The sequence below is a fragment of the Nocardioides abyssi genome (genome assembly GCF_030412915.1).
GTDB lineage: Bacteria > Actinomycetota > Actinomycetes > Propionibacteriales > Nocardioidaceae > Nocardioides > Nocardioides abyssi.
Genome location: NZ_JAUHJR010000014.1, coordinates 1 through 24034 on the forward strand (window position 1 = coordinate 1; position 24034 = coordinate 24034).

A 24034-nucleotide genomic window follows, 5' to 3' on the forward strand; every position below is an offset into this window, starting at 1 on the left:
AGCACGCGATCAGCCTTCCACACCGGCGGGTGCCGGGCCGCCGCCGAGACGGGCAGCGACCGGGCCGGCGACCGCGGCGATCGGCTGGGGAGCCGGCACGCCGGACCCGTCCCGCCGGCCGTTGGCCGGCGGCAGCTCGACCGGCGCGCCGCTGTCGGCGGCCGCTCGGGCCGGCGCGGTGCCCACCCAGGCGAGCACCAGGGCGTCCTCGCCCTTGAGGAACCGGTGGCAGCGGACGCCGCCGGTCGCGCGGCCCTTGGGCGGGTACTCCGCGAACGGCGTGACCTTGACCGCGCCCGGCTCGGTGCCGGGCAGGGCCGTCGAGGAGCCGGAGGCGGTGACGACGACCGAGCCGTCGGGGGCGTCGGGGTCGACCACGCCGAACCACAGCACCGACGCGCCGTCCGTGAGCCGGACCCCGGCGATGCCGCCGCCCGAGCGGCCCTGCGGGCGCACCGCGTCGGCGCCGAAGTGGAGCAGCTGGGCGTCGGTGGTGACGAAGCAGAGCGTCTCCGCGCCGGTGGCCAGCTCGGCCGCGCCGACGACCTCGTCGCCGTCCGCGAGCCGGATGACCTCCCACTCGTCCTTGCCGAGCACCTCGGGGTTGACCCGCTTGACCACGCCCTGGCGGGTGCCGAGCGCGAGGCCGGGGCCCTCGGTGGCGAGCGTGCACAGCGCGAGTAGCTGCTCGCCCGGCTCGAGGGCGAGGATCTCGCTGACCGGCAGGCCACCGGCCAGGTGCGGGTCGTTGGCGGTGCCGGGCAGCTGCGGCAGCTCGAGCACGCCGATGCGCACCAGCCGGCCGGTGCTGGTGAGGCCGCCGACCTCGCCGCGGGCGGTCGCGCGGACGGCGGAGACGACCACGTCGTGGTTGGCCCGCCCGCCGCCCTGGCCGGGTGCCTCGTCGGTCGCGGTCCGCGCGAGCAGCCCGGAGGACGAGAGGTAGACGAAGCACGGGTCGTCGGCGACCTCGAGCGGCACGGCGCTGGTCACCGGCGCGCCGGCCGACTCCAGCAGGACGGTGCGCCGCGGGGTGCCGTACGTCTTGGCGACCTCGGCCAGCTCGTCGGAGACGACCCTCCGCAGCAGCGCGTCGTCGCCGAGGATCGCGTCGAGCTCCTCGATGGTGCGCTGGAGCTCGGACTGCTCCTTCTCCAGCTCGATCCGGCTGAACTTCGTCAGCCTGCGCAGCTGCATCTCCAGGATGTACGTCGCCTGGGGCTCGGTCAGCTCGAAGACGTCCATCAGCCGGCCGCGCGCCTGGTCGGCGTTGTCGCTGGAGCGGATGAGCTGGATGACCTCGTCGATGTCGAGGATCGCCACCAGCAGGCCCTCGACCAGGTGGAGCCGGTCGGCGGCCTTGCCGCGGCGGAACGTGGAGCGGCGGCGCACGACGTCGTACCGGTGCTCGAGGAAGACCTCGAGCAGCTCCTTGAGACCGAGCGTGCGGGGCTGGCCGTCGACGAGCGCGACGTTGTTGATGCCGAAGCTGTCCTCCATCGGCGTGAGCCGGTAGAGCTGCTCGAGCAGCGCCTCGGGGACGAAGCCGTTCTTGACCTCGATGACCAGCCGCAGGCCGTGCTCGCGGTCGGTGAGGTCCTTCATGTCGGCGATGCCCTGGAGCTTCTTGGCCTGGACGAGCGTCTTGATCCGCTCGATGACCTTCTCGGTGCCGACGCCGTAGGGCAGCTCGGTGACGACGATGCCCTTGCGGCGGGCCGTGACGCTCTCCACCCGGGCGCTGGCGCGCATCTTGAACGTGCCGCGGCCGGTCTCGTAGGCGTCGCGGATGCCGTCGAGGCCGACGATCTTGCCGCCGGTAGGCAGGTCGGGGCCGGGGATGAACCGCATCAGGTCGTCGAGGGTGGCCCTCGGGTCCTTGATCAGGTGGCGCAGCGCCTGGACGACCTCGACCAGGTTGTGCGGCGCGCAGTTGGTGGCCATGCCGACCGCGATGCCGGTGGTGCCGTTGACGACGAGGTTGGGGATCGCGGCCGGCAGCACCGACGGCTCCATCTCGCGGCTGTCGTAGTTGGGCCGGAAGTCGACGGTGTCCTCGTCGATCGAGGCGGTCATCGCCACCGCGGCCGGCGCCATCCGGGCCTCGGTGTAGCGCATCGCGGCGGGGGAGTCGTCGGGCGAGCCGAAGTTGCCGTGGCCGTCGATGAACGGCAGCCGCATCGACCAGGGCTGCGCCATCCGCACCATCGCGTCGTAGATCGCGCCGTCGCCGTGCGGGTGCAGCCGACCCATGACCTCACCGACGACGCGGGCGCTCTTGACGTGCCCGCGGTCGGGCCGCAGGCCCATGTCGTTCATCGTGTAGAGGATCCGCCGCTGCACCGGCTTGAGGCCGTCGCGGGCGTCGGGCAGTGCGCGGGAGTAGATGACGGAGTACGCGTACTCCAGGAACGACGTCTCCATCTCCTGCTGGATGTCGGTGTCGAGGATGTGCTCCTCGAAGTCCTCGGGCGGCGGGGGAGTCGTACGTCGTGCCATGGCGCCCATTCTCCCCGTCGGGCGGGCGGGACCGGCTCGGGGCACACCGGCGACCGGCTAGATTCCTCAGCGTGACCGAGCAGGACGTGCCCACCGCCCCCCGGCACTGGGAGGCCGACGTCCTCCTCCGCGACGGACGCACCGCCCACATCCGCCCCATCGAGCCGGCCGACGCCGACCTGATGGTGGAGTTCTACAGCCGGGTCTCCGACACCTCGAAGTACTACCGGTTCTTCTCCCCGATGCCGCGGCTCTCCGACCGCGACGTCAAGCGCTTCACCGAGGTCGACCACCACGACCGGGTGGCGTTCGTGCTGACGCTGAGCGGTCAGATGATCGCCGTCGGCCGCTACGACGTCGTCCGCCCGGGCGAGGCCGAGGTCGCCTTCCTCGTCGAGGACAAGCACCAGGGCCGCGGCATCGCCCAGCTGCTGCTCGAGCACCTCGCCCAGGCGGGCCGCGAGCGCGGCGTCGAGCGGTTCGTCGCCGAGGTGCTGCCCGACAACACCCGGATGATCCAGACCTTCCGCGACGCCGGCTACCACGTGGCCAGCGAGTACGAGGACGGCGTGCTGGCGCTGGAGTTCCCCATCACCGCCACCGACACCGCGATCGGGGTGATGCAGGGGCGCGAGCACAAGGCCGAGGCCGCCTCGATCGAGCGGTTCTTCAACCCGCGGTCGGTCGCCGTGATCGGCGCCTCGCGGCGCCAGGACACCATCGGCCAGGCGCTGGTGCGGCACCTGGTCACCGGCGACTTCACCGGACGCGTGTACGTCGTCAACCCGACGGCCGCCGCGGTGTCCGGCATGCCGGCGTACAAGTCGGTCGGCGACATCCCCGACGACGTCGACGTGGCGATCGTCGCGGTACCCGCCGAGTCGGTGCAGGACGTGGTCCTGGACTGCGCCGCCAAGGGCGTGCACGGCCTGGTCGTCATCTCGTCGGGCTTCGCCGAGACCGGCGAGGAGGGCCGCCAGCGCCAGCGCCGGCTCGTCGGGCTGTCGCGCTCCTACGGCCTGCGGCTGATCGGCCCCAACTGCCTGGGCATCATCAACACCGACCCGGCGGTCTCGATCAACGCCTCGCTGTCGTCGGTGATGCCGCCGCGCGGCCGCGCCGGCTTCTTCTGCCAGTCCGGCGCGCTGGGCTCGGCGATCCTGGAGAAGGTGCAGAACCGCGGCCTCGGCCTCTCGACCTTCGTCTCCGCCGGCAACCGCGCCGACGTCTCCGGCAACGACCTCCTGCAGTACTGGGAGGAGGACGACTCCACTGAGGTCGTCCTGCTCTACCTGGAGTCCATCGGCAACCCGCGCAAGTTCTCCCGCATCGCGCGGCGGGTCTCGCTGCGCAAGCCGATCATCGCCGTCCGCTCGGGCCGCACCACCCAGGGCGTGCCGATGGGGCACGCCGTGCGCCGGATCTCCGCGCCGCCGCAGGCCGTGGACGCGATGTTCCGCCAGGCCGGCGTCATCCAGGTCGACACCCTCGAAGAGATGTTCGACGTCGCCCAGCTGCTGGCCCACCAGCCGCTGCCGCGCGGGCGCCGGGTCGCGATCGTCGGCAACTCCGACGCGCTCGGCCTGCTCGCCGCCGACGCCGCCGCCGCGGTCGGCCTGGTCGTCAACAAGTCCGTCGCGCTGGGCGCGGAGGCGACCGCCGACGACTTCGAGGACGCGCTCGACGCCGCCATCGACGACCCCGAGATCGACTCGGTCGTCGCCGTCTACATCCCGCCGCTCAACGTCTCCGGCGAGGACGTCGCCAACGTGCTCGCCGCCGTCGGCGAGCAGTCCGACAAGCCGCTGGTCTCCTCCTTCCTCGGCGCCGAGGGCGTCCCCGAACTGCTGCGCGTCCCCGACGTCGCCGGCTCCACGGCCGGTCGCGGCTCGGTGCCGTCCTACCCCGCGGTGGAGTACGCCGTGCGGGCGCTCGCGCGGGTCGTCGACTACGCGGTGTGGCTGCGCACGCCGGACGCGCCGTCCCGGGTGGGCGACACCGTCGACCGGGCCGCCGCCAAGCGGGTCGTCGACCGCGTGCTCGTCGACCACCCCGAGGGCACCGAGCTGAGCCAGGAGACGCTGGCCGAGCTCCTGGCGGCGTACGGCGTGGACCTGTGGCCGGTGCAGCGGGTCAGCTCGCTGGAGGAGGCCCGCGCCGCCGGCGAGCGGCTGGGCTGGGACGTGGTGCTCAAGGCAACCGCCGACCACCTGCGCGAGCGGCCGGACCTGGCCCACGTGTGGCGCAACATCGACGACGCCGACGAGATGGTCGACGCCTGGGAGTCGCTGTCGTCGGTGATCGGCGACCCCGCCGGCGCCGGCTTCGTGGTGCAGAAGGTGGCCCAGCCGGGCGTGCCGGTCTCGATCCGCTCGATCGAGGACCCGCTCTTCGGGCCGGTGGTCTCCTTCGGCATCTCCGGGCCGATCACCGACCTGCTCACCGACCGCTCCTACCGCATCCCCCCGCTGACGGAGCGCGACGCCGCGGCGATGGTGCGCGAGATCAAGGCCGCGCCGATGCTCTTCGGATACCGCGGCAGCGAGGTCGTCGACGTCGCCGAGGTCGAGCGGCTGATCCTGCGGATCTCCCAGCTGCAGAACGACCTGCCGCCGGTCCGGTCGCTGGAGCTGTCCCTGGTGCTGGCCGGCGCCCACGGCTCGAGCGTGCTCACCGCCGGCGCCCGGGTGGAGCCGGTGACCGACCCGCGCTCGGACTGGTTCGTGCGACGGCTCCCGCAGGCCCCGGGCGACACGATCCCGGGCTGAGCGACCTCCCGCGCCGTTGGGGTGGACGGGGGTGCCGCGTGACACACTTCGCCCCATGCGCACCCGCACCACCGACGACCGGGACCGGGCCACCGAGCTCCGGCACGCCATCGACCGCACGGGCTACTACCCCGAGGTCGTCGCGGACGGCGTGGCCGCAGCGGTGGCCGGCGAGCAGGTCGTGTCGTTCTTCGTCCACCACGAGCCGACCTTCGAGCGCGACGAGGTGCGTCGCCACCTCTCCGTCGTCGTGCTGACCCCGTCCCGGCTGGTGCTCGCCCACACCGACGAGCACCCTGGCGACGACCTCCTCCCGGAGCCCTACACCTCCACCTCGACCGAGGCGGTCAGCCTCTCGGCGGTGAAGTCCGTCGTCGTCACCCGCAACATCGCCAACCCCACCTCCGGCCCCTCGCGGCCCGCCGAGGTCGTCATGACCATCGGCTGGGGCGGCGTCGCCCGCATCGACCTGGAGCCCGCCGGCTGCGCGGACCCCGAGTGCGAGGCCGACCACGGCTACACCGGTGTGCTGTCCTCCGACGACTTCTCGCTGCGGGTCTCGGCCGCGGCCGACGGCGCGGACGCGGTCCACGGGCTGCTGTCCTTCGCCGAGTCCCTCTCCGCCGCCACGCACGCCTGAGGCCGGGGCTCGTGCCGGGTCCAGCGCAGGCGTTCCACGAGCCCGCCTACGGGCAGCGGTCGCTCTCCGACGTCGTCCCCGCGGTCGCGGTCGCGCTCGGGGTGGACCTCGGCCCCGCCCCGACCCGGCTCGACCTGCCGCCCGCGTCGTCGTACGTCGTCTTCCTCATCGACGGGCTCGGCCACCGGCTGCTCGAGCGACACGGCCACGCCGCGCCGTACCTCTCCTCGCTTCTCGGCCGCGAGCCCGCCACCGCCGGCGTGCCGTCGACGACCGCGACCAGCCTGACCTCGCTCGGCACCGGCCTGGTGCCCGGCGTGCACGGGCTTGTCGGCTTCACCACGCGGGTGCCCGGCACCGACCGGCTGCTCAACGCGCTCCTCTGGTCCAAGGACGTCGACCCGCTGGAGTGGCAGCCGCACCCGACGGCCTTCGCGCGGCTGCGCGCCGCCGGCGTGACGACCACCGTCGTCAACAAGCGCGAGTTCGCCGGGAGCGGGCTGACCGTGGCGGGCTCGCGGGGTGCGGAGTACGTCGGCGCGGACAAGGTCGGCGAACGCGTCGCCGCCGCGATCGCCGCCTCCATCGAGCGGCCCTCGCTGACCTACCTCTACGACAGCGACCTCGACTGGACCGGCCACCGCTACGGCGTCTCCTCCAGCCAGTGGCTCCAGCAGCTCTCCAGCATCGACTCCGAGGCCGAGCAGCTCCGCGAGGCGCTGCCCGCCGACGTGCGGCTGGTCATCGTCGCCGACCACGGCATGGTCGACTGCCCGACCGAGCACCGTCTCGACGTCGACGACCATCCCGAGCTCGGCGACGGCGTGGCCCTGCTCGGCGGCGAGGCCCGCTTCCGCCACCTCTACTGCCAGCGCGGTGCCGTCGACGACGTCGTCGCCACCTGGTCGTCGGTGCTGGGGGAGCGGGCCGACGTGCTCACCCGCGAGCAGGCGATCCGCCGCGGCTGGTTCGGCCCGGTCGACGCCTCCGTCCTGCCCCGCCTCGGCGACGTCGTCGTCGCCTCCACCGGCGACCACGGCGTCTTCTCCACCACCCACTTCGCCTACGAGAAGACCCTCGTCGGCCTGCACGGGTCGCTCACCCCGGAGGAGATGCTCATCCCCGTGCTCGTGGACTGAGCCGCGGGCCGGCGCTGCTCCTCCGTCGTCGGACGGGACCAATGGCGGCGGCGGACGCGTCCTCAGGCGGGGCGACGGTCCTGGATCGAGCGTTGCTCCCGTCCGACGACGAGGCTGGGGTGATCCGAGGGTGGCGGTGCGCCCTCCTAGGGTCGAGCCATGGAAGCCATTCCGCTCGCCTCGCTCCTCCCAGCGGGAGTGGACGCGACGTCCTTCAAGGTCCACTTCGCCGTCTGGAACGGCGTCAAGCACCCGGTCGACGTCCTGGCGACGAACCAGCAGGAGTGGCAGGGCTGGAACTCGTGGCGCAGCGTGAAGGACGACTTCAACCGTCAGTTCATCTTCTCGGTCGCCCAGGACAAGCACGATGCGACGCGTTGGCTCTTCGGCGGGATCTGGGAGGTCCTGGACCGTCGCCCCGAGCAGCAGGCGCACTCGTACTCCGTGGCGCTCCGGGAGGACCTGATGGGTCCGTTCATCCGCCGCCTCTACATCCGTCACAAGAGGACGGGCAGGAACATCCGACGCACGATGGAGTCGGTCCTCCCCACCATGGTCGTCTCGTCGATCCTGGAGGAGCCGTTCGCCGGGGACCCGTTCCCAGGGCACGACCGGATCAACCACAGCCTGGCCGACCTGCAGGCTGTCGTCGCTCAGGCTCGGGCCGACTGGCGGATCGCGCTGGAGAGCATGAAGGGCGTCTACGTCATCCACGACAAGGAGACCGGGCAGCGCTACGTCGGGTCCGCCTACGGCGACACCGGCGTCTGGCAACGGTGGGCGACGTACGCGGCGACCCTGCACGGCGGCAACGTGGGCCTCAAGCAGCTCGTCGACGAGAAGGGCGAGGAGTACTACCGGACCAACATGCGGTTCGCGCTCCTGGAGTACTGGTCGATGCGGACCGACGACGACCACGTGCTCGAGCGCGAGTCGTACTGGAAGGAAGTGCTGCACGCGCGGTCGCTCGGCCACAACAGGAACTGATTCTGGCGTCGTCGGACGGGACCGATGGCGCCGACGGACGCGTCCTCAGGCGGGGCGACGGTCCTGGATCAAGCGGTGCTCCCGTCCGACGACGAGGCGCCGCCGCCCGGTCACTCCCGGAGCGAGGCCGCGGCTGACGCCCGCGGGTCGATCGCGCAGGTCTGGGCCAGGCCGAGGGCCCAGCAGGTGGGGCAGCCGCGCAGCAGGACCGCGGCGGGGACGACGAGCAGGAGGCTGAGCGGTCCCAGCCAGGGGATGAGTGCGAACGCCGCCACCATCATCGGCAGCCCGAGCGCCCCGCGGAGCAGGTGCGCGCCGACGCTGCGGCTGGCGAACATGGTGTCGGGCTGGCTCATGAGAGGGGTTCGCCGCCGACGTGCACGACGGATGGGGTGAGAGGCCGGTGTCCGGTGTGTCGCGTGGGGCTTAGGGTCCGGGCATGAGTGCGAGGACGAGCGCCCGGTTCGCCGGTCTGGTGGCGGCGCTGGCGATGACGGCGTCGGGGCTCGCGGTGGCCGCTCCGGCAGAGGCGAGGCCGTCGTGGACCGAGCCCCGGGGAGTGGCGCCGCGCGGCGTGGCGGTCGACTTTCCCGCCCGGGTGGCGGTCGGTGAGGGCGGCCGGACGCTGCTGGTCTTCAGCTGCGACCGCGGCACCCCGAGGAGCCCCGACTGGGTCAGGTGCGCCCGGTGGCGTGAGCGGAGCGGCACCCTGCGTCCGCTGCTGACGCTGGCGGCGGAGCCCGACCGCTGGGAGGACGCCGTCCTGGAGGCTGTGGTGAGCAGCAGGGGCGTCGGCACGATCGTGTGGTCGAGCGCTCGCGGGATCGACGTACGCCGCGTGAGCCCGTCGGGCCGCGTCGGCGGCGGGCGGCTGCTCACCACCGAGCGCACCGACGACCTCTCGGCCACGGCCGGGACGGACGGGACGGTCGCGGTCGGCTGGCACTCGGCCTCGGAGGGCGCCCAGCTGCGGGTCGTCCGGCCCGGGGGCGCCCTGCAGCCCGTACGGACCCTCCCCGGCACGCACGTCCACGCGATCAGCCCTGCCCCGGCGGGTGGCTACGCGGTGCTGACGACGACAGGGACCGAGGTCCCGGCGCAGTACGGCGGGACCGACACCGTCCACTCCGGGCTCACGCTCTCGCTGGTCGACCCCCGAGGCGTGGTGCGGTCCTCGGCGAGGGTGGCCGGTGCCGGCCAGGGCGACGTGGCCGTGCTCGGTGGCGGCACGACCGTCGTCGCGTGGTGGCGGCCGCTCGGGGACCGGTCGGTGCTCGTCGAGCGGCGGTACGCCGGAGCGGCCGACGGTCGCGCGACCACGCGGCAGCTGCTGTCGTCCCGTCGGTCCGGCGGCGCAGCGGACCTCGTCGTGGCCCCGGGCGGGCGGGTCTACCTGGGCTGGGGGTCCGGCGTCGCCTTGCTCCCGCGCCAGCAGGACGGCGCGCTGCGGCGGACCCGCGTCGTCGGGACATCGTTCCCGACGAGCCTCCACGCTGCGCGCGGCCGCGTCGTCGTCCTCTCGGCGACCCGGTCCGAGGCCGGGAAGTGGCTGGACGTGTGGACGTGGGACGGTGCCGGCCCGACGTCGCCGAGACGGCGCCTGCTGGCCGACGACGCCGACTACTCGCCCTTCGAGAACCCCACCCAGTTCGAGGTGGCCAGCGGCGGCGGCCACGTCGCCGTCCTCAACGTCACCGGCAGCAGCTCGGGGTGGGGTGAGGTCGTCTACCGCGACTGACCCGACGGCCGCCCGGCGCCGCCGCTGAGCGCCGCCGCTGAGCGCCCTCGCTCAGCGGGGCACGGGGGTGTCGGTGACCGTCGTGCCGGGGTCGAGCGGCTCGGTCAGCGTGGTCGGCGGGGGAGGCGCCTGCTCGGGGGAGCCGGCCCGGGCATCGGCGAGCACGTCCGGCGGGACGTGCCGCTCGAGGTAGCGCCGTCCGGCGCGGGTCGCCGGGTGCATCGCGGCCGCCGCGAGGCCCACGATCGCGGCGATGGTCAGCCAGCCGAAGGCGCCCCACTCCATCGCGAGGAAGCCGTAGACGGCCGGGGCCCAGAACCGGCCGAGCGTGTTGCCCAGCTCGGAGACGCCCTGGTAGTCCCCGCGCCGTCGGGGGTCCATCAGCTCGGCCTCGAAGGTCCACCCCGAGGCGGAGAGGTAGAGCTCGGCCCAGGTCAGGACGATGTGGCCGACGAAGAACAGCACGACCGTGATCCAGCCGACGGTCTCGTGGGTGGCCAGGGTGACGATGCAGGTGAGCGCGAAGAAGACCGCGGACAGGCGCACGGCGCGCAGGGCGGTGTCGATGTCGCGGATGCCGCGCGCCGTCAGCCGGGGCAGCACGATGCACATCACGGTGTTGGTGGCGAAGAGCAGCGCCACGAGCTCGTGCGGGGCGTCGGTCTCGATGACCAGCCACAGCGGGATCACCGTGTGCAGGAGCACCTGGTTGGACCACAGCACGCCGGTCAGGAACGTCACCGCAAGCCAGCTGCGGTTGCGGATGGCCGGCGGCCCCTCCGGCTGCTTCCGGGGCTCGGTGGAGCGGACGTCGTGGGAGGCGTTCGGCAGCCGCAGGATCGCCACGGCGTTGACGACGAAGAGGATCGCGGAGAGGACCGGCGCCCAGCGCAGCACGTCGGCACCGAAGGCGATCGCGCCCCCGCCCAGGAACGCGCCGAGGCTGAACCCCACGTTGAGCGCGGAGTACATGTAGGCCCGGGACTCCACCCGCTCGGCGGCGGGCAGCACGTCCAGGACGTACGCGCCGTGGGCCGCACCGCCGAGGCTGCCGGCCACCTCCATCGCCACCGCGAGCACGACGAACTGCGGGAAGCTGTCGATGAGCGGCCAGGCGAGGAACAGCGCACCCTGCAGGACGGCACTCAGCGCCCACATCCGCTTGGGGCCGAACCGGTCGACGAGCTTCCCGGCGGGGACGGCGACGACGAAGCTGGCGACCGCCGCGACCGTGAGACCGATGCCGACCTGCCCCAGCGACAACCCCAGGATCACGCCGAAGTAGACGGCCGACCCGGCGAGGAACGCGCCGTCACCCGTGGCGAACAGCAGCGACTGCACCGACAGGCGGCCGGCGAGGGTGGACGGGGGCGTCGCGTAGGTGCGGAGGGCGGTGAGCATCGCGGGCGATCATCCCCCGCCCCGCCGACAGTCGTCGCATCCTTTTCCGTCGGCCGCAGCCCTGGCACGGCGTACCTGATATCGGCGACGCCGGGACGGCCGGGGCCGCCTAGTGTCGCGGGGACGAGGCACAGCTCGCCATGGGTCGCTGACGCCCGCGGTGGGACGCCACCGCCGGGCCCGCGGGTCCGCTGGAGGAACGAGCTCGATGTGCGGGACGTGGCCGAGGAGCCGTCCGCCGGTTCGCGGAGCCGGGGGCGGCTCGGCCGAGCGGCGGGCGCGATCGCCAGCAACGCGCGGAACCCGAACCTGAGGCGCACCCAGCTGAGCTTCCTCGGCGCCTGGACCGCCGAGTGGGCCTTCACCGTCGGCCTCGGCATCGTGGCGTACCGCGACGGCGGAGCGACCGCGGTCGGCCTGGTCGGGCTGCTGCGGATGGCGCCCGCCGCGCTGCTGGCACCGCTCCTGTCCCCGTGGGCCGACCGGGGACGCCGGGAACGGGTGCTCGTGCTGGTCTCGACGGTGCGCGGGCTCGCCACGGGGGCCGCGGCGGTCGTCGTCGGGCTGTCCGGACCCACGTCCGTCGTCTACCTGCTCGCGGCGCTGTCGACGGTGGCCGCGACGCTCTACCGGCCGGCGCACTCGGCGCTGCTGCCCTCGCTGTGCCGCACGGGGTACGAGCTGGCGAGCGCGAACGTCGTCCGCGGCCTGCTGGACTCCACGGCCACCGTGGCGGGTCCGCTGCTGGCGGCGGCGGCCCTGGGCGTCGGGGGGCCGACCGCGGTCTTCGCGCTGGCCGCCCTCGCGTCCCTGGGCGCGGCAGCCGCGCTGGTCGGGCTCCGGTACGACGCGCCGCCCCGCCCGTCCGTGCCGACCGTGCCGTTGCTGCGCTCGGCGGCCGCTGGGATCCGGGCCGTCATCCGCAACGGCGACCTGGCGCTCATCATGGGGCTGGCGGTCGCACAGACGCTGACCCGCGGTGCCCTCAGCGTGCTCACCGTCGTGGTCGCGATCGACCTGCTCGGCACCGGTGAGCCAGGGGTGGGCCTCCTCAACGCCGCCATCGGCGCCGGTGCGGTGCTCGGGTCCCTCGGCGCGTCGATGCTGGTCGACACCCGGCGGCTGGGCGGGTGGTTCGCGGCGGGCGTCGCGCTCTGGGGCGTGCCGGTCATGGTCGTCGGGGCGGTGCCGCAGCAGGCCGTCGCCCTGGCCATGCTGGCCTGCGTCGGAGTGGGCAACGCGTTGATCGACCTCGGCGGCTTCACCCTGCTGGGGCGCATCGCGCCGGACGAGGTGCTCGCCCGGGTGTTCAGCGTGCTGGAGAGCCTGGTGGTCCTGTCGATGGGCCTGGGCGCCCTCGCCACGGCCCTGCTGGTCGGGAGCGTCGGCCTGCGCCCCACGCTGGTCGCGGTCGGGGTGCTGTGCCCGGTGGCCGCGGCGATGTCCTGGTCGCGCCTGCGTCGGATGGACGGCTCCCTCGGGGTGCGCGACCGCGACATCGCGCTGCTGCGAGGAGTGCCCATGCTGGGCTCGCTCCCGCTGCCGGCGATTGAGCAGCTGGCCCGTGGCCTGCAGCCCGTCGAGGTGCCGGCCGGCGGCACCGTGTTCGGCCAGGGCGACTCCGGCGACCGCTACTACGTGATCGAGCGCGGCGCGGCTGAGGTGGTCGGCGACGGGTCGGTCGTCGCGACCCTCGGCCCGGGCGACGGCTTCGGGGAGATCGCGCTGCTGCGCCGGGTCCCGCGTACGGCGACCGTCCGCGCGGCCGAGCCGCTCCGCCTGCACGCGCTGCTCCCCGAACAGTTCCTCACCGCGGTGCTCGGCTTCCCGTCGAGCGCCCGCGAAGCAGGATCCGCGGTCGACCACATGCTCGGCCGCTACGCACCCCGCACCGGCGTCGACGCGCCGGGCGCGGGCCGACCCCCGGGAGCCCCGGATGCCTAGGACCCACGACCGGCCGACGCAGCGCTCGTTGCTGATGATCGCCGACATCGGCGGCTACACCGACTACATGCGGACCCACCGCATGAGCCTGGCCCACGCCGAGGTGAACATGTCCCGCCTCCTGGACCGGGTCATCGACGCCGCGCCGGGGTTCGACCTGGTCGAGATCGAGGGGGACGCGGCCTTCTCGCCCTGCCGGCCGACCGGCTGGCGGACACCTCACCCGTGGCGGCGACGTACGCCGCCGCCTCAGCGATGCATCGCGCCTTCCACCACGAACGGCGGTACGTCGGCGCGAGCCTGTGCCCGTGCCGCGGCTGCACCGAGGTGGCCAGGCTGCGGCTGAAGTTCGTCGCGCACGTCGGCGAGGTGGCCACCCAGACCATCCGGCAGCGGCGCAAGCTGGTCGGGATCGATGTCATCCTGGTGCACCGGATGCTGAAGAACTCCGTGTCGATCCCCGAGTACGTCCTGATGTCCGAGGACCTCCACCGCCTCGGCGACGGCGTCGCCCCGGAGACTGCTGCGCACGAGGTCTCCGAGGACCTCGAGGGCATCGGGTCCACCCGCTCCTTCGCGGTTGACGTCGCCGACCTCACCGCCTTCGAGCCGCCCCCGTCGGCGGGGCCGAACCTGCTCGCGCGCCTCGGCCGGACCTTCACCGTCGCCGGGGCGGGCCTGCCTGCCATGCTCGGCCTGAGGCGCCGCACGGTTGAGGCGTCGTGACGGCGGGCTAGAACCGGATGCGCAGGTGGACTCCCGAGCCCTGGTCGGCGGTGGCCACCGGCGCGGTGAGCCCGCCCAGCGCCCCGACGACCACCGCGAGGACGACCAGCCCGGTGAACCCGGTGGGCAGGGCCGTGCGGCGGTCGGCGCGGAGCCGGGCGTAGCAGTCGCTGCGGACGTAGGAGACGAACGCGCCGAGAGCGACGCAGGCAGCGGCGGTGCCGGCCAGCTCGAGCGCGGACGGGCCGGCGACGAGGTCGAGGACGCCTCCGACGACGACGAGCAGCAGGATGACGCCGGCGAGGCAGGTGCGGACCATCCGCCCGCGGACGACGCCGGCCGAGACCCAGGCGACGAGCAGCGCACCGATCGGCACCGAGACCAGGGCGGACTCCTCGCCGGCGGTCCCGCGGTCGGCCAACGTCGCCATCTGCACCGCCACCGACGACCAGGCCAGCACCCAGGCCGAGGCCGGCGCGGCGAACGTCTGCTCCCGGGGTGCCGCGTCGACCGTCACCCTCGGGAGTGTGCCACGACCTCGGGGCCGGGCGCGGAGGTCGTGCCGGTCGGTTCCAGCGCGGCGATGCGGCGGCAGTGGAACCGGACCGACTCCTCGGCGATGGCGCGGGCGCGGCGGCTCAGGCCGGAGACCATCTCGGCCCGCGCGGCGTCGATCGCCGCCCGGCTCTCGGCGGCCAGCCGGTCGGTGAAGGTCAGGGCGGTGCCCGCACGGGCGTCTGTGCCGCTGCCGCTGCCGCTGCCGCTCTCGCTGCCGCCGCCCAAGGCGGCCGGGCCGGGCGTCCCCGGGAGGGGGTGCTCGTCGAGCCAGGACACGATGGCCGCCAGCTGGGCCGTCTGCTCGCCCAGCGCGTCGGAGGCCAGCGCCCGGGTCTCGGGGTCCGCCGGCCCGCGGAGGACCGAGTCGGTCAACGGGATCGCCCGCCGCAGGGCCGCCCGAGCGTCCTGGAGGTAGCGGTGGTCGGCGTCGTTGCTGATGCTGGTGGAGGTGCCGGCGGGGACCGGCGTCGAGGGGGACATGGCATGCTTCCTTCTGGCGGGGGTGTGGCGGTCCGGCTCGGGCGGCGCCCGCGCCGGGGGTGCTAGACGCCGACGGACTGCTCGTCGTCCGCGGGCCGGTCGTGTCGCGGCGTACGCGCGGGCAACCTGACCAGCGCCTCGAGCTCCGCCACCACCGCCCGCGGCGTCACGGCCGGGGGAGCGTCGAGCACGGCGAGCAGGGCGTCCACCGAGTCGGCGACCGTGAAGCGTCGGGCGGCGCTGGCCCGGGTGGCCGGGGTGACCGGCCCGAGGCGCCGCGCCGCGAGCACTCCCTGGGCGAGAGCCTCGGCGTCGTCGGGCGCCACGAGCACGAGCGCGCCGCAGTCGGTCTCCGGCAGGCCTCCGTCGTCGGAGGCCACGACCCGGCACCCGGCGTGCTGCGCCTCGATCGACACGATCCCGAACGTCTCGTGCCAGTACTGCCCGTTCGATGGCATGACCACCACGTCGTGCTCGGCCATGAGCGCGGCCATGCCCGACGGCGTGCGGCGGGCGGCGACCACCTCGATGCCGGGGTGGGTCCGGATCATCGCCTCGATGATGGCTCCCTGCATCTTGTCCGACCCGGCCGTGGTGGCGGTGACCGAGACGGGGTCGGCCCCGTCGAAGAGGTCGGTGTGCAGCATCGACAGCAGCGTGTAGATCCCCTTCTCCGGCGTCAGTCGACCCGCGTAGAGCACTCGGGTGACCTCACCGCCGCCGCTCCGGGGGTGGGCGGCGAAGTCGTCCTCGGCGAACGGGTGGACCACGTGGACGGTCTCCGGGCTCACGTCGAGGAACGCCGACCACAGCCCCGCGGCGTACCTGCTCGTCGCGATGAGCGTCCGGTCGCGCGTCCCCTCCACGATCGCGTCGAAGCGGTGCTCGCGCAGGGGCGGCGGCACGTGGAGGACCTGGTACGCGGGGTGGCGGGTCGGCACGGCCGGTGCCTCGCTCACGAAGACCACCGTGTCGTCGAGGTGCTCGACGTCCCCCCACCCCCCGAGCGAGGCGAACGGGACGTCCACGAACTCGTCGCGGCCGTCGGCCGTGCCGAGCCCGATCGTGACCACCCGGGCGCGGATGCCGCGACGGTTGAGCTCGCGCACCTGCCCCACCGTGTAGTTCTCGGACCCGCCGGTCCCGGCGGGGAGGCGTTGACCGGGGGACCAGACGAAGGAGATCACCTGCCCACCGCGGAGGACGGGCGTCCGGCCCGGGCCGGGTGGAGGGCGTGTCGTGTCGTGCCGAGCCGCGAGGTCATCGCGCTACCGCCTGACGTTGCTGCCGGCGGCAGTACCGAGACCCGTGCGAACCGGCGCCTGCGACCTGCCACTTGCAGTGATGCGCCCCACAGTAGTCGAGGCACCCGCACCCGCCCGCTTCCGTGCCCGGAAGCAACCGGACCGGCCGGCTGCCCCCTCGCTGGTGCCGCGGGCTCAGCCGAAGGGCAGCGGCTCCGGGGCGAGCGAGACCGCCTTGGCGCGGGCGGCGGTGAGCCGCCGGCGGTGGTGCTGGCGGCAGAGCACCTCGTAGGCGACGTCGGCCGGCGCGGCCCCTGCCTCGTCGACGTCACCGACGACGATGACCTCGCCCTCGACGACCATCGCGCCGTTCTCGGTGCGCGCGTTGTGGGTGGCCCGCTTGCCGCACCAGCACAGCGCCTCGACCTGGAGGACGTTCATCCGGTCGGCGATCTCGACCAGGCGCTGGGAGCCCTCGAAGAGCGCGGTGCGGAAGTCGGTGAGGATGCCGAAGGCGAAGACGTCGATCTGCAGCTCGTCGACGACCTTGGCCAGCTGGTCGACCTGCTCGCGGGTGTAGAACTGCGCCTCGTCGCAGATCAGGTAGTCGATCCGCCCGCCGTGGGTGAGCGTCTCGACGACGTAGCGCCAGAAGTCGAAGTCCGGGCCGACCTCGAGCGCATCGTGGGTCAGGCCGAGCCGGCTGGAGATCCGCGCCTCGCCCGCGCGGTCGTTCGCGGTGAAGATCCGGCCCGCCCGGCCGCGGGCGGCGTGGTTGTGGTTGGTCTGGAGCGCCAGGGTCGACTTGCCGGAGTCCATCGTCCCGGTGAAGAAGTGCAGTTCCGCCACCGGCGGATCCTCCCACGGCGGCTCGCCCGCGCCGTCGGTGGCACGCGGCAGGATGGGCCGCGTGACCTCACCCCTGATCACCGCCGAGGAGCTGCTCGCCGCCGTCACCGCCGGCGACGCCCCGACCGTGCTGGACGTGCGCTGGCGCCTGGGCGGGCCGCCGGGCCGCGAGGAGTTCGAGCGCGGCCACGTGCCCGGGAGCGCGTACGTCGACCTCGACCGCGACCTCGCCTCGCCGGCGGGCCCGCGGGGGCGCCACCCGCTGCCGCCGACCGACGTGCTCGAGGCAGCGATGCGCGCCGCGGGCGTCTCGGGTGACCGGCCGGTGGTCGTGCTCGACGACTGGGCCGGTCGGGCCGCGGCGCGGGCCTGGTGGCTGCTGCGCTTCCACGGGCACCCCGACGTGCGGGTGCTCGACGGTGCCTGGCCCGCGTGGCTGGCCGCCGGTGGGCCGGTCGAGACAGGGCCCACGACGCCCGAGCCCGGCGACTTCACGGCCCGGCCCGGCGGGATGCCGGTCGTCGAGGTCGACGGCGTGCGCGACGCGGAGGTGCTCGTCGACGCCCGGGCGCCCGAGCGCTACCGCGGGGACGTCGAGCCGGTCGACCCCGTCGGCGGGCACGTCCCCGGCGCGGTCAACGTGCCGACTGACATCAACCTGCGGGCCGACGGGCGCTTCCGCAACCCGGCCCAGCTGCGCGCCTTCTACGCGGCCGAGGGGGCCACGACGGACGCCGACGTGGCGGCGTACTGCGGGTCGGGGGTGACCGCGACCCACGACGTGCTCGCGATGGAGGTGGCCGGTGTCCGGGCAGCGCTGTGGCCGGGCAGCTGGAGCGAGTGGGTGGCCGACCCGTCGCGGCCGGTGGCGACCGGCCCTACCAGTGGACGCCCTTGAGGACGCGCGCCAGCATCAGCTGCTCGGTCTCGCGGGCCGGCGGCCGCGTGTCGTCGGCCGGCGGCGGGGGCGTGCCCTGGGCGGCCGTGGAGTCCGGGAAGACGTGGTAGGCCAGGTTGAGGATGCGGAAGGTCAGCCGCGGCGCCAGCGTGTGCGCCACCGCGCCCGCGTTGCCGAGCAGGGTGTTGATCTCGTGCGGCCGCCCGACCATCGCCTCGACCACCAGGTCGGCCGCCTGCGCCGGTGAGATGGTGGGGAACTTGTCGTAGAGCTTGGTCGGGGCGATCATCGGCGTCCGCACCAGCGGCATGTGGATGTTGGTGAACGAGATGCCGTCGCCGACCAGCTCGCTGGAGACGACGTTGCTCCAGGAGTCCAGCGCCGACTTCGAGGCGACGTACGCCGAGAAGCGCGGCGGGTTGGTCTGCACCCCGATCGAGCTGACGTTGACCACGTGGCCGCTCTTCTGCTGCCGCATCGCCGGCAGCAGGCCCATCACCAGACGCACCGCACCGAAGTAGTTGAGCTGCATCGTGCGCTCGAAGTCGTGGAACCGGCCCTCCGAGAGCTTCAGCGACCGCCGGATCGAGCGGCCGGCGTTGTTGACCACCACGTCGACCGACGGCAGCTCGGTGACCAGCGTGGTGCACAGCGCGTCGATCGCGTCGAGGTCGGAGAGGTCGCAGGGGTGCACGTGCGCGGTGCCGCCGCGCAGCTCGATGAGCGCCTTGAGGTCCTCGAGCTTGTCCTTGCCCCGGGCGACGAGGACGGGTACGCCGCCGGCCTGCGCCACCTTCAGCGCCGTGACCTGGCCGATGCCGGAGGAGGCGCCGGTGATCACGACGTGCTTGCCCCTCAGCGCCGACCGGATGCGCTGGTCGTCGCCGGTGGAGGTGTCGAGGTGCTCCTCCCACCACGACCACAGCGTGCGGGCGTAGCCCTCCAGGTCAGGCACCGCGATGCCCGACCCGGCCAGCGCCCGCTCGGTGCGGCGGGCGTCGAAGACGGTCGGGAACGACGTGTGCGCCAGCACCTCGGCCGGGATGCCGACGCGGCTGGTCAGTGGGTCCAGCGCCTTCTGCACCACCGGGTTGCCGACCACGCCGGAGAGCAGCGCCGCCGGGCGCAGCACGCGGGGGAGCAACCCCGGCCCGTCGAGGGAGGTGACGAAACGCGGCGCCCCGGCGGCGGCGCAGAACGCGTTGATCGCCTGGACGACGGGCATCGGCTCGGGGTCGACGAGGTGGAAGGCCTCGCCGTCGCGGTCGGGCAGGTGCGCGAGGTGGTCAAGCGCCGAGGCGACGTAGTCGACCGGCACCACGTTGGTCGCGCCGACGTCGACGCCGACCATCGGCACCCACGCCGGAAGGGTGTCGCGGAGGGTCTTGAGCAGCGGGAAGAAGTAGTAGGGCCCGTCGACCTTGTCCATCTCACCGGTCGCGGAGTGGCCGACCACGATCGCCGGCCGGTAGACCCGCCACGGCACCGCCGACTCCTCGCGGACGATCCGCTCCGACTCGTGCTTGGTCCGGTGGTACGGCGAGGGCAGGTGCTGCCCCTCGTCGAACATCGTCTCGTCGAACCGGCCCCGGAAGTCGCCCGCCACCGCCACAGAGCTCACGTGGTGGAGGTGGGCCGTGCCCAGCGCCTCGGCCAGCTCCAGCGCGTGGCGGGTGCCGTCGACGTTCATCGTCTCGTTGGTGGCGTCGTCGGCGGTCATGTCGTAGATCGCCGCGAGGTGGAAGAAGTGCTCGATGCCGCCGGCGTGCTCGGCGACCCACGCGGGGTCGACGCCGAGGCCGGGCTCGGCCAGGTCGCCCACCACCGGCACCACCCGGTCGCTGCCCCACCGGCGCGCCAGCGCCGCGAGCCGCGGCAACGACGCCTCCCGGCACAGCACGTGCACGTCGCCCTCGCGGTGGTCGAGCAGCTCCTGCACCAGGTGGCGACCGATGAACCCTGTGGCGCCGGTCACGAAGTACGACATGCGCGGACCCTACTCCCGGCCGCCCGTGCACCCCGCTGGTCGAGCAGCGAGCGCCGGCCGGTGGGTTGAGGAAGGCGCGCAGCGCCTGTCTCGAAACCGAGCGTCGACGAGACCCCGTGAGCCAACCGCAGCCTCGGGGTACGCCGTGGTGGGGTCGGGGCCTGCGGCTCCCGCCGGACGGGCAGGCCCGGTCTACCAGGCCTGCGCTCGTGTCTCGGCCCGGCAGACCCAACCACGACCGGGCCTGCCCGCCCGTCGTCCGCCTCCGGCCCCGACCCGCGCCGCGTACCCGGGTCCGCGGCCGGCCTTCGGCCCGGCGGCGGACCGGGGGATGTCGTCGAGGGCTGACGAGGGTGGTTGCTGCCCCGCGTCGCTCACCGGGGTCTCGTCGACGGTCGGCGCTGTGGCGCCTCCCTGCTCGACCAGCGGGTGGCCGGGTCAGTCCTGCTTGCCGCCGCCGAACATGATCTCGTCCCAGCTCGGGACCGACGCGCGGCCGCGGCTCTTGCGGACCGGGCGGCGCGGGGGCGGCTGCTCCTCGGCGGCGGGCTCCTCCGCGGGTGCCTCGGCCGGCTCGTCGCGGACGGCGGGCTGCTCGGTGGTGGGGGCGTCGTCGGTGACGTCCAGGGCGGCGGCGTCGGCAGCCTGCTCGGCCTGGTCGTGCTCCTGGGCGGCGACGGCGGGCTCGGAGGGAGCGTCGGTGTCGCGGAACGCCTCGACCGGCTCGTCGTGGACCAGCGAGATCGCGTCGTCGCCGAGGGGGAGCTCCTGGTCGACGGGGTCGACGGTGGTGAGCCGGCGCTGGCGCACCTGCTGGAGGTCGTCGCGCGCGGGCTCCGGCTCGGGCAGGGCGTCGCCGACGAGCCAGCGGGCGTCGTCGTTGTCGAGGAGCACGAAGTTGCCGGGCATGTCGAAGGTGAGCTCGGCGATGCCGCTGCGCTTCGAGGTCTCGTACGCCGCGACGAGGGCCCAGCGACCGTCGTCGCGCCGCCAGGAGTCCCACTCCACGACGTCGGCGGCGACGTGCAGCGAGCGCAGGTGTGCCTCGACGGCCTCCCCGAGGGTGCGCGCCGTCCCGGCGGTCTCGCCGCTCCGGCGGCGGACCGAGGACTTCTGGGCGCGCTGGGCGACGTGCTGGCGCTCCGCGAGCACGGGCCCGGCGAACGCCATGATCTTGTCGACCGAGGTGCCTGCGGCGGCCGCGACGTCCTCGGTGGACTCACCGGACCGGATGCGGGCCTGGATGTCGCGGGGCCGCAGGGTGCTCTCCATCTGCTTCTCCATACGTCTCGGCGGGGGCTCGCGCAGCGCACTGCGGAGGCGCTGGTCGATGACGAGCTCGTGCTCGTCACCGGTCTCGTCGGTCAGCAGCAGGCGCTTGCCGTCCTCGCTCACTCCGGTGAGCTGGAGGTGCGCCATGGGTGTGTGGTCCTTGCCCGGTCGTTCCTGCTGGTCGTGGGGCCAGAGCCTACGCCAGGCGGTGCCCCGGCACCGGTAACCTCCGAGCGTGCCGACGCTCGTGGTGCTCGACCTGGTCGGGATCTTCGCGTTCGCCATCTCCGGTGCGTTGGTCGCGGTGCGCAAGGACCTCGACGTCTTCGGCGTGCTGCTGCTCGCCGGGACGACCGGGCTGGGCGGCGGGTTCATCCGCGACCTGCTCATCGACGCCGCCCCGCCGGCGGCGCTGGCCGACTGGCGGTACCTGCTGGTGCCGGTGGCGGCGGGGCTGCTGACCTTCGGCTACCACCCGACGCTGGGGCGGATGGAGCGCACGGTCAACGTCTTCGACGCCTTCGGGCTGGCGCTGTTCTGCGCCGCGGGCGCGCTCAAGGCGCTCGACCACGGCCTGGGGCCGGTGCCGGCCGCGCTGCTGGGCATGACGACCGCGATCGGCGGCGGCATGCTGCGCGACGTGCTGGCCGGGCGGGTGCCGGCGGTGCTGCGTGGTGACCTGTACGCGACGCCGGCGCTGGCCGGGGCGCTGGTCGTCGTGGTGGGGGTGGAGCTCGACCTGCCGCGGGTCGCGGTCAGCGTCGTGGGCGCCACGGTGTGCCTGGTGTGGCGGCTGCTGGCCCTCTGGCGGGGGTGGCAGGCGCCGCGGGCGCCGGGTGCCGCGAGCGTCTGACGCCTCTCGGCGCCCGGCCGGCGGCCCGCGGCGGCGGCCGCGTCGGATGCGTCGGATGCGTCGGATGCGTCGGATGGGCCGTCGCCGATGAGTCCGGCGGCCGCCGCCGGTCGGCAGGATCATGTGCACCCAGGAGAATTGCCGTGACCACTGTCGGTGGGACGTGCCAGCGTGACCTCCATGACATCCGACCTCGCGATCGAGACCTCCGGGCTCGTCAAGACCTTCGGCGACACCCGTGCCGTGGACGGCGTCGACCTGGCCGTCCCGGCCGGCGGCGTCTACGGCGTGCTCGGGCCCAACGGCGCGGGCAAGACCACGACCATCCGGATGCTCGCGACGCTGCTGCCGCCCGACGGCGGCACGGCACGCGTGCTGGGCCACGACGTCGTCTCCGAGGCGACGCAGGTCCGCTCCCGGGTGGCCCTCACCGGCCAGTTCGCTTCGCTCGACGAGGACCTGACCGGCACCGAGAACCTCGTGCTCATCGCGCGGCTCCAGGGCTACTCCCGGTCGGCGGCCAAGGAGCGGTCCGCCGAGCTGCTCGAGGCGTTCGACCTCACGGCCGCGGCGCGCAAGCAGGTGAAGGCCTACTCCGGCGGCATGCGGCGGCGCCTCGACATCGCCGGCTCGATCGTGGTCCGCCCCGACCTGATGTTCCTCGACGAGCCGACGACCGGGCTCGACCCCCGCAGCCGCAACCAGGTGTGGGAGATCATCCGCGCGCTGGTGCGGGCGGGGACGACGGTGCTGCTGACCACGCAGTACCTCGAGGAGGCCGACCAGCTCGCCGACCGGATCGCCGTCATCGACCACGGCCGGGTGATCGCCGAGGGCACCAGTGGCGAGCTCAAGGCGTCGGTCGGCTCGGGCGCGGTCAAGGTGCGCGTCGCCGACCCGACCGACCGCGCGGCGCTCGCGGCGCTGCTGGCCGAGTCGCTCGACGCCGAGCCGGTGCTCGACTCCGACCCGGCCTCGCTGTCCTTCCGCGTGGCGGACCCGACCGTCGTGGCCGGCGCGCTGCACCGGGCGGGCGAGCACGGGCTGCTGATCAGCGAGTACTCCCTCGGCCAGCCCAGCCTCGACGAGGTCTTCCTCGCCCTCACCGGGCGCCCGGCCGAGGAGACCGCACCTGGTCCCACCGGCGCCGACCCCAGCCGACCCACCGCAGAGGAGGTCCCGGCATGACGACCACGACCCGGGCCGACACCACCAGCCCGCAGCCGCGCGCGCTCGACGCGTCCGTCATCGCCGCCGTCGGCGGGGCCGAGCGGCCCCGCCACGCCGGGCCGGTGGGCGCGTCGATCACCTACGGGTGGCGGGCGCTGCTGAAGATCAAGCACGTCCCCGAGCAGCTCTTCGACGTGACGATGTTCCCGATCATGTTCACGCTGATGTTCACCTACGTCTTCGGCGGGGCGGTCTCGGGCTCGCCGGGTGAGTACCTCCAGTACGCGCTGCCCGGCATCCTCACGCAGACGGTCGTGTTCATCACGATCTACACCGCACTCACCATCAACACCGACATCGAGAAGGGCGTCTTCGACCGGTTCCGCTCGCTGCCGGTGTGGCGGCCGGCGCTGCTGGTCGGCGCGCTGCTCGGCGACGCCCTGCGCTACGTCCTGGCCTCGGCCGTGGTGCTGACGGTCGGCCTCGCGATCGGCTACCGGGCGCCCGGCGGCGTGCTCGGCGTGGTCGCGGCCGTCGCGCTGCTGGTGCTCTTCTGCGTCGCACTGACCTGGGTCTGGCTGATCGTCGGGCTCAAGGTCCGCACCCCGAACGCGGTCATGGGGATCTCGATGATGGTGCTCTTCCCGCTCACCTTCGTCTCCTCGGTCTTCGCGCCCCCGGAGACGATGCCGGGCTGGCTGCAGGCGTTCGTCGACGTCAACCCGGTCACCCTGCTCGTCGAGGCCGCTCGCGGGCTGATGAACGACGCGGCCGACGGCGGCGACATCCTCCTCGTCGTGCTCCTGTCGGTCGCGATCACCGCCGTCTTCGCGCCGATCGCGCTGCGGCTCTACAACAACAAGACCTGAGGGGCTGCCGGT

The 24034-nt window shown here is 73.8% G+C and carries 20 protein-coding genes; 11 read left to right on the forward strand and 9 right to left on the reverse strand.

Features of this window, described 5'->3' with window-relative positions; translation table 11 throughout:
* Positions 1-9: 9 nt before the first annotated feature.
* Complete coding sequence (locus tag QWY29_RS19125; RefSeq protein ID WP_300962806.1) at positions 10-2499, reverse strand: DNA gyrase/topoisomerase IV subunit A; 2490 nt, start codon at positions 2497-2499, stop codon at positions 10-12.
* A 71-nt stretch (positions 2500-2570) separates the two neighbouring features.
* On the opposite strand from QWY29_RS19125, the gene QWY29_RS19130 reads away from it, so the two are divergent.
* From QWY29_RS19130 to QWY29_RS19145, 4 genes are all read left to right on the forward strand, one after another.
* The gene (locus tag QWY29_RS19130; RefSeq protein ID WP_300962807.1) at positions 2571-5267 is read left to right on the forward strand and encodes a bifunctional acetate--CoA ligase family protein/GNAT family N-acetyltransferase; all 2697 of its coding nucleotides are present in this window, start codon (positions 2571-2573) and stop codon (positions 5265-5267) included.
* A gap of 55 nt (positions 5268-5322) precedes the next feature.
* Positions 5323-5907, forward strand: a complete 585-nt coding sequence (locus QWY29_RS19135; protein WP_300962808.1) for a DUF5998 family protein — start codon at positions 5323-5325, stop codon at positions 5905-5907.
* 11 nt (positions 5908-5918) lie between these two features.
* Positions 5919-7046, forward strand: coding sequence for an alkaline phosphatase family protein (locus QWY29_RS19140; RefSeq protein WP_300962809.1), 1128 nt, complete (start codon positions 5919-5921; stop codon positions 7044-7046).
* Between the two features lie 159 nt (positions 7047-7205).
* Positions 7206-8033, forward strand: coding sequence for a GIY-YIG nuclease family protein (locus QWY29_RS19145; RefSeq protein WP_300962810.1), 828 nt, complete (start codon positions 7206-7208; stop codon positions 8031-8033).
* A gap of 110 nt (positions 8034-8143) precedes the next feature.
* Here QWY29_RS19145 and QWY29_RS19150 read toward each other — a convergent pair whose 3' ends face one another.
* Positions 8144-8389: a hypothetical protein gene (locus tag QWY29_RS19150; RefSeq protein ID WP_300962811.1), complete on the reverse strand. Its 246-nt coding sequence runs from the start codon at positions 8387-8389 to the stop codon at positions 8144-8146.
* An 83-nt stretch (positions 8390-8472) separates the two neighbouring features.
* Here QWY29_RS19150 and QWY29_RS19155 point away from each other — a divergent pair, with 83 nt between their 5' ends.
* Positions 8473-9771, forward strand: a complete 1299-nt coding sequence (locus QWY29_RS19155; RefSeq protein ID WP_300962812.1) for a hypothetical protein — start codon at positions 8473-8475, stop codon at positions 9769-9771.
* 51 nt (positions 9772-9822) lie between these two features.
* On the opposite strand, the gene QWY29_RS19160 is transcribed toward QWY29_RS19155, so the two are convergent.
* Positions 9823-11172, reverse strand: a complete 1350-nt coding sequence (locus tag QWY29_RS19160; RefSeq protein ID WP_300962813.1) for an MFS transporter — start codon at positions 11170-11172, stop codon at positions 9823-9825.
* A 219-nt stretch (positions 11173-11391) separates the two neighbouring features.
* Here QWY29_RS19160 and QWY29_RS19165 point away from each other — a divergent pair, with 219 nt between their 5' ends.
* Both QWY29_RS19165 and QWY29_RS19170 read left to right on the forward strand, forming a co-directional pair.
* Positions 11392-13116, forward strand: a complete 1725-nt coding sequence (locus QWY29_RS19165; RefSeq protein ID WP_300962814.1) for an MFS transporter — start codon at positions 11392-11394, stop codon at positions 13114-13116.
* A 225-nt stretch (positions 13117-13341) separates the two neighbouring features.
* Positions 13342-13842: a DUF2652 domain-containing protein gene (locus QWY29_RS19170; protein WP_300962815.1), complete on the forward strand. Its 501-nt coding sequence runs from the start codon at positions 13342-13344 to the stop codon at positions 13840-13842.
* Between the two features lie 7 nt (positions 13843-13849).
* On the opposite strand, the gene QWY29_RS19175 is transcribed toward QWY29_RS19170, so the two are convergent.
* The 4 genes from QWY29_RS19175 to QWY29_RS19190 form a co-directional block, all read right to left on the reverse strand.
* On the reverse strand, positions 13850-14359 hold the full coding sequence (locus tag QWY29_RS19175; protein WP_300962816.1) for a hypothetical protein: 510 nt from the start codon (positions 14357-14359) through the stop codon (positions 13850-13852).
* Entirely contained in the window at positions 14356-14880 is a 525-nt protein-coding gene (locus tag QWY29_RS19180) for a DUF305 domain-containing protein (RefSeq protein ID WP_300962817.1), read from the reverse strand. The genes QWY29_RS19175 and QWY29_RS19180 overlap by 4 nt, the downstream gene beginning before the upstream one ends.
* 62 nt (positions 14881-14942) lie before the next feature.
* Positions 14943-15989 (reverse strand): glycosyltransferase family 4 protein, encoded by a 1047-nt coding sequence (locus QWY29_RS19185; RefSeq protein ID WP_300962818.1) that lies wholly within the window; start codon positions 15987-15989, stop codon positions 14943-14945.
* A 330-nt stretch (positions 15990-16319) separates the two neighbouring features.
* A complete protein-coding gene (locus QWY29_RS19190) occupies positions 16320-16973 on the reverse strand; it encodes a thymidine kinase (protein WP_300962819.1) in 654 nt (217 codons plus the stop codon).
* A 61-nt stretch (positions 16974-17034) separates the two neighbouring features.
* Between QWY29_RS19190 and QWY29_RS19195 the strand changes: the two genes are divergently transcribed.
* Positions 17035-17871: a sulfurtransferase gene (locus tag QWY29_RS19195; RefSeq protein WP_439117458.1), complete on the forward strand. Its 837-nt coding sequence runs from the start codon at positions 17035-17037 to the stop codon at positions 17869-17871.
* Here QWY29_RS19195 and QWY29_RS19200 read toward each other — a convergent pair.
* The gene (locus QWY29_RS19200) at positions 17852-19858 is read right to left on the reverse strand and encodes an SDR family oxidoreductase (protein ID WP_300962822.1); all 2007 of its coding nucleotides are present in this window, start codon (positions 19856-19858) and stop codon (positions 17852-17854) included. The genes QWY29_RS19195 and QWY29_RS19200 overlap by 20 nt on opposite strands.
* 438 nt (positions 19859-20296) lie before the next feature.
* On the reverse strand, positions 20297-21277 hold the full coding sequence (sepH, locus tag QWY29_RS19205; protein WP_300962823.1) for a septation protein SepH: 981 nt from the start codon (positions 21275-21277) through the stop codon (positions 20297-20299).
* 88 nt (positions 21278-21365) lie between these two features.
* Between sepH and QWY29_RS19210 the strand changes: the two genes are divergently transcribed.
* From QWY29_RS19210 to QWY29_RS19220, 3 genes are all read left to right on the forward strand, one after another.
* Positions 21366-21983, forward strand: a complete 618-nt coding sequence (locus tag QWY29_RS19210; protein ID WP_300962824.1) for a trimeric intracellular cation channel family protein — start codon at positions 21366-21368, stop codon at positions 21981-21983.
* Positions 21984-22163: 180 nt separating this feature from the next.
* Positions 22164-23171, forward strand: coding sequence for an ATP-binding cassette domain-containing protein (locus QWY29_RS19215; RefSeq protein WP_300962826.1), 1008 nt, complete (start codon positions 22164-22166; stop codon positions 23169-23171).
* Positions 23168-24022 carry an ABC transporter permease gene (locus QWY29_RS19220; protein WP_300962827.1) on the forward strand — a complete coding sequence of 285 codons (855 nt, stop codon included), beginning with the start codon at positions 23168-23170 and terminating at the stop codon, positions 24020-24022. The genes QWY29_RS19215 and QWY29_RS19220 overlap by 4 nt, the downstream gene beginning before the upstream one ends.
* Positions 24023-24034 lie beyond the last annotated feature (12 nt).

Coding starts and splice junctions, on each gene's coding strand:
- QWY29_RS19125 (WP_300962806.1), bottom strand. CDS start 2,499: ATGGCACGACGTACGACTCCCCCGCCGCCCGAGGACTTCGAGGAGCAC.
- QWY29_RS19135 (WP_300962808.1), top strand. CDS start 5,323: ATGCGCACCCGCACCACCGACGACCGGGACCGGGCCACCGAGCTCCGG.
- QWY29_RS19145 (WP_300962810.1), top strand. CDS start 7,206: ATGGAAGCCATTCCGCTCGCCTCGCTCCTCCCAGCGGGAGTGGACGCG.
- QWY29_RS19150 (WP_300962811.1), bottom strand. CDS start 8,389: ATGAGCCAGCCCGACACCATGTTCGCCAGCCGCAGCGTCGGCGCGCAC.
- QWY29_RS19155 (WP_300962812.1), top strand. CDS start 8,473: ATGAGTGCGAGGACGAGCGCCCGGTTCGCCGGTCTGGTGGCGGCGCTG.
- QWY29_RS19160 (WP_300962813.1), bottom strand. CDS start 11,172: ATGCTCACCGCCCTCCGCACCTACGCGACGCCCCCGTCCACCCTCGCC.
- QWY29_RS19180 (WP_300962817.1), bottom strand. CDS start 14,880: ATGTCCCCCTCGACGCCGGTCCCCGCCGGCACCTCCACCAGCATCAGC.
- QWY29_RS19200 (WP_300962822.1), bottom strand. CDS start 19,858: ATGTCGTACTTCGTGACCGGCGCCACAGGGTTCATCGGTCGCCACCTG.
- sepH (WP_300962823.1), bottom strand. CDS start 21,277: ATGGCGCACCTCCAGCTCACCGGAGTGAGCGAGGACGGCAAGCGCCTG.
- QWY29_RS19215 (WP_300962826.1), top strand. CDS start 22,164: ATGACATCCGACCTCGCGATCGAGACCTCCGGGCTCGTCAAGACCTTC.
- QWY29_RS19220 (WP_300962827.1), top strand. CDS start 23,168: ATGACGACCACGACCCGGGCCGACACCACCAGCCCGCAGCCGCGCGCG.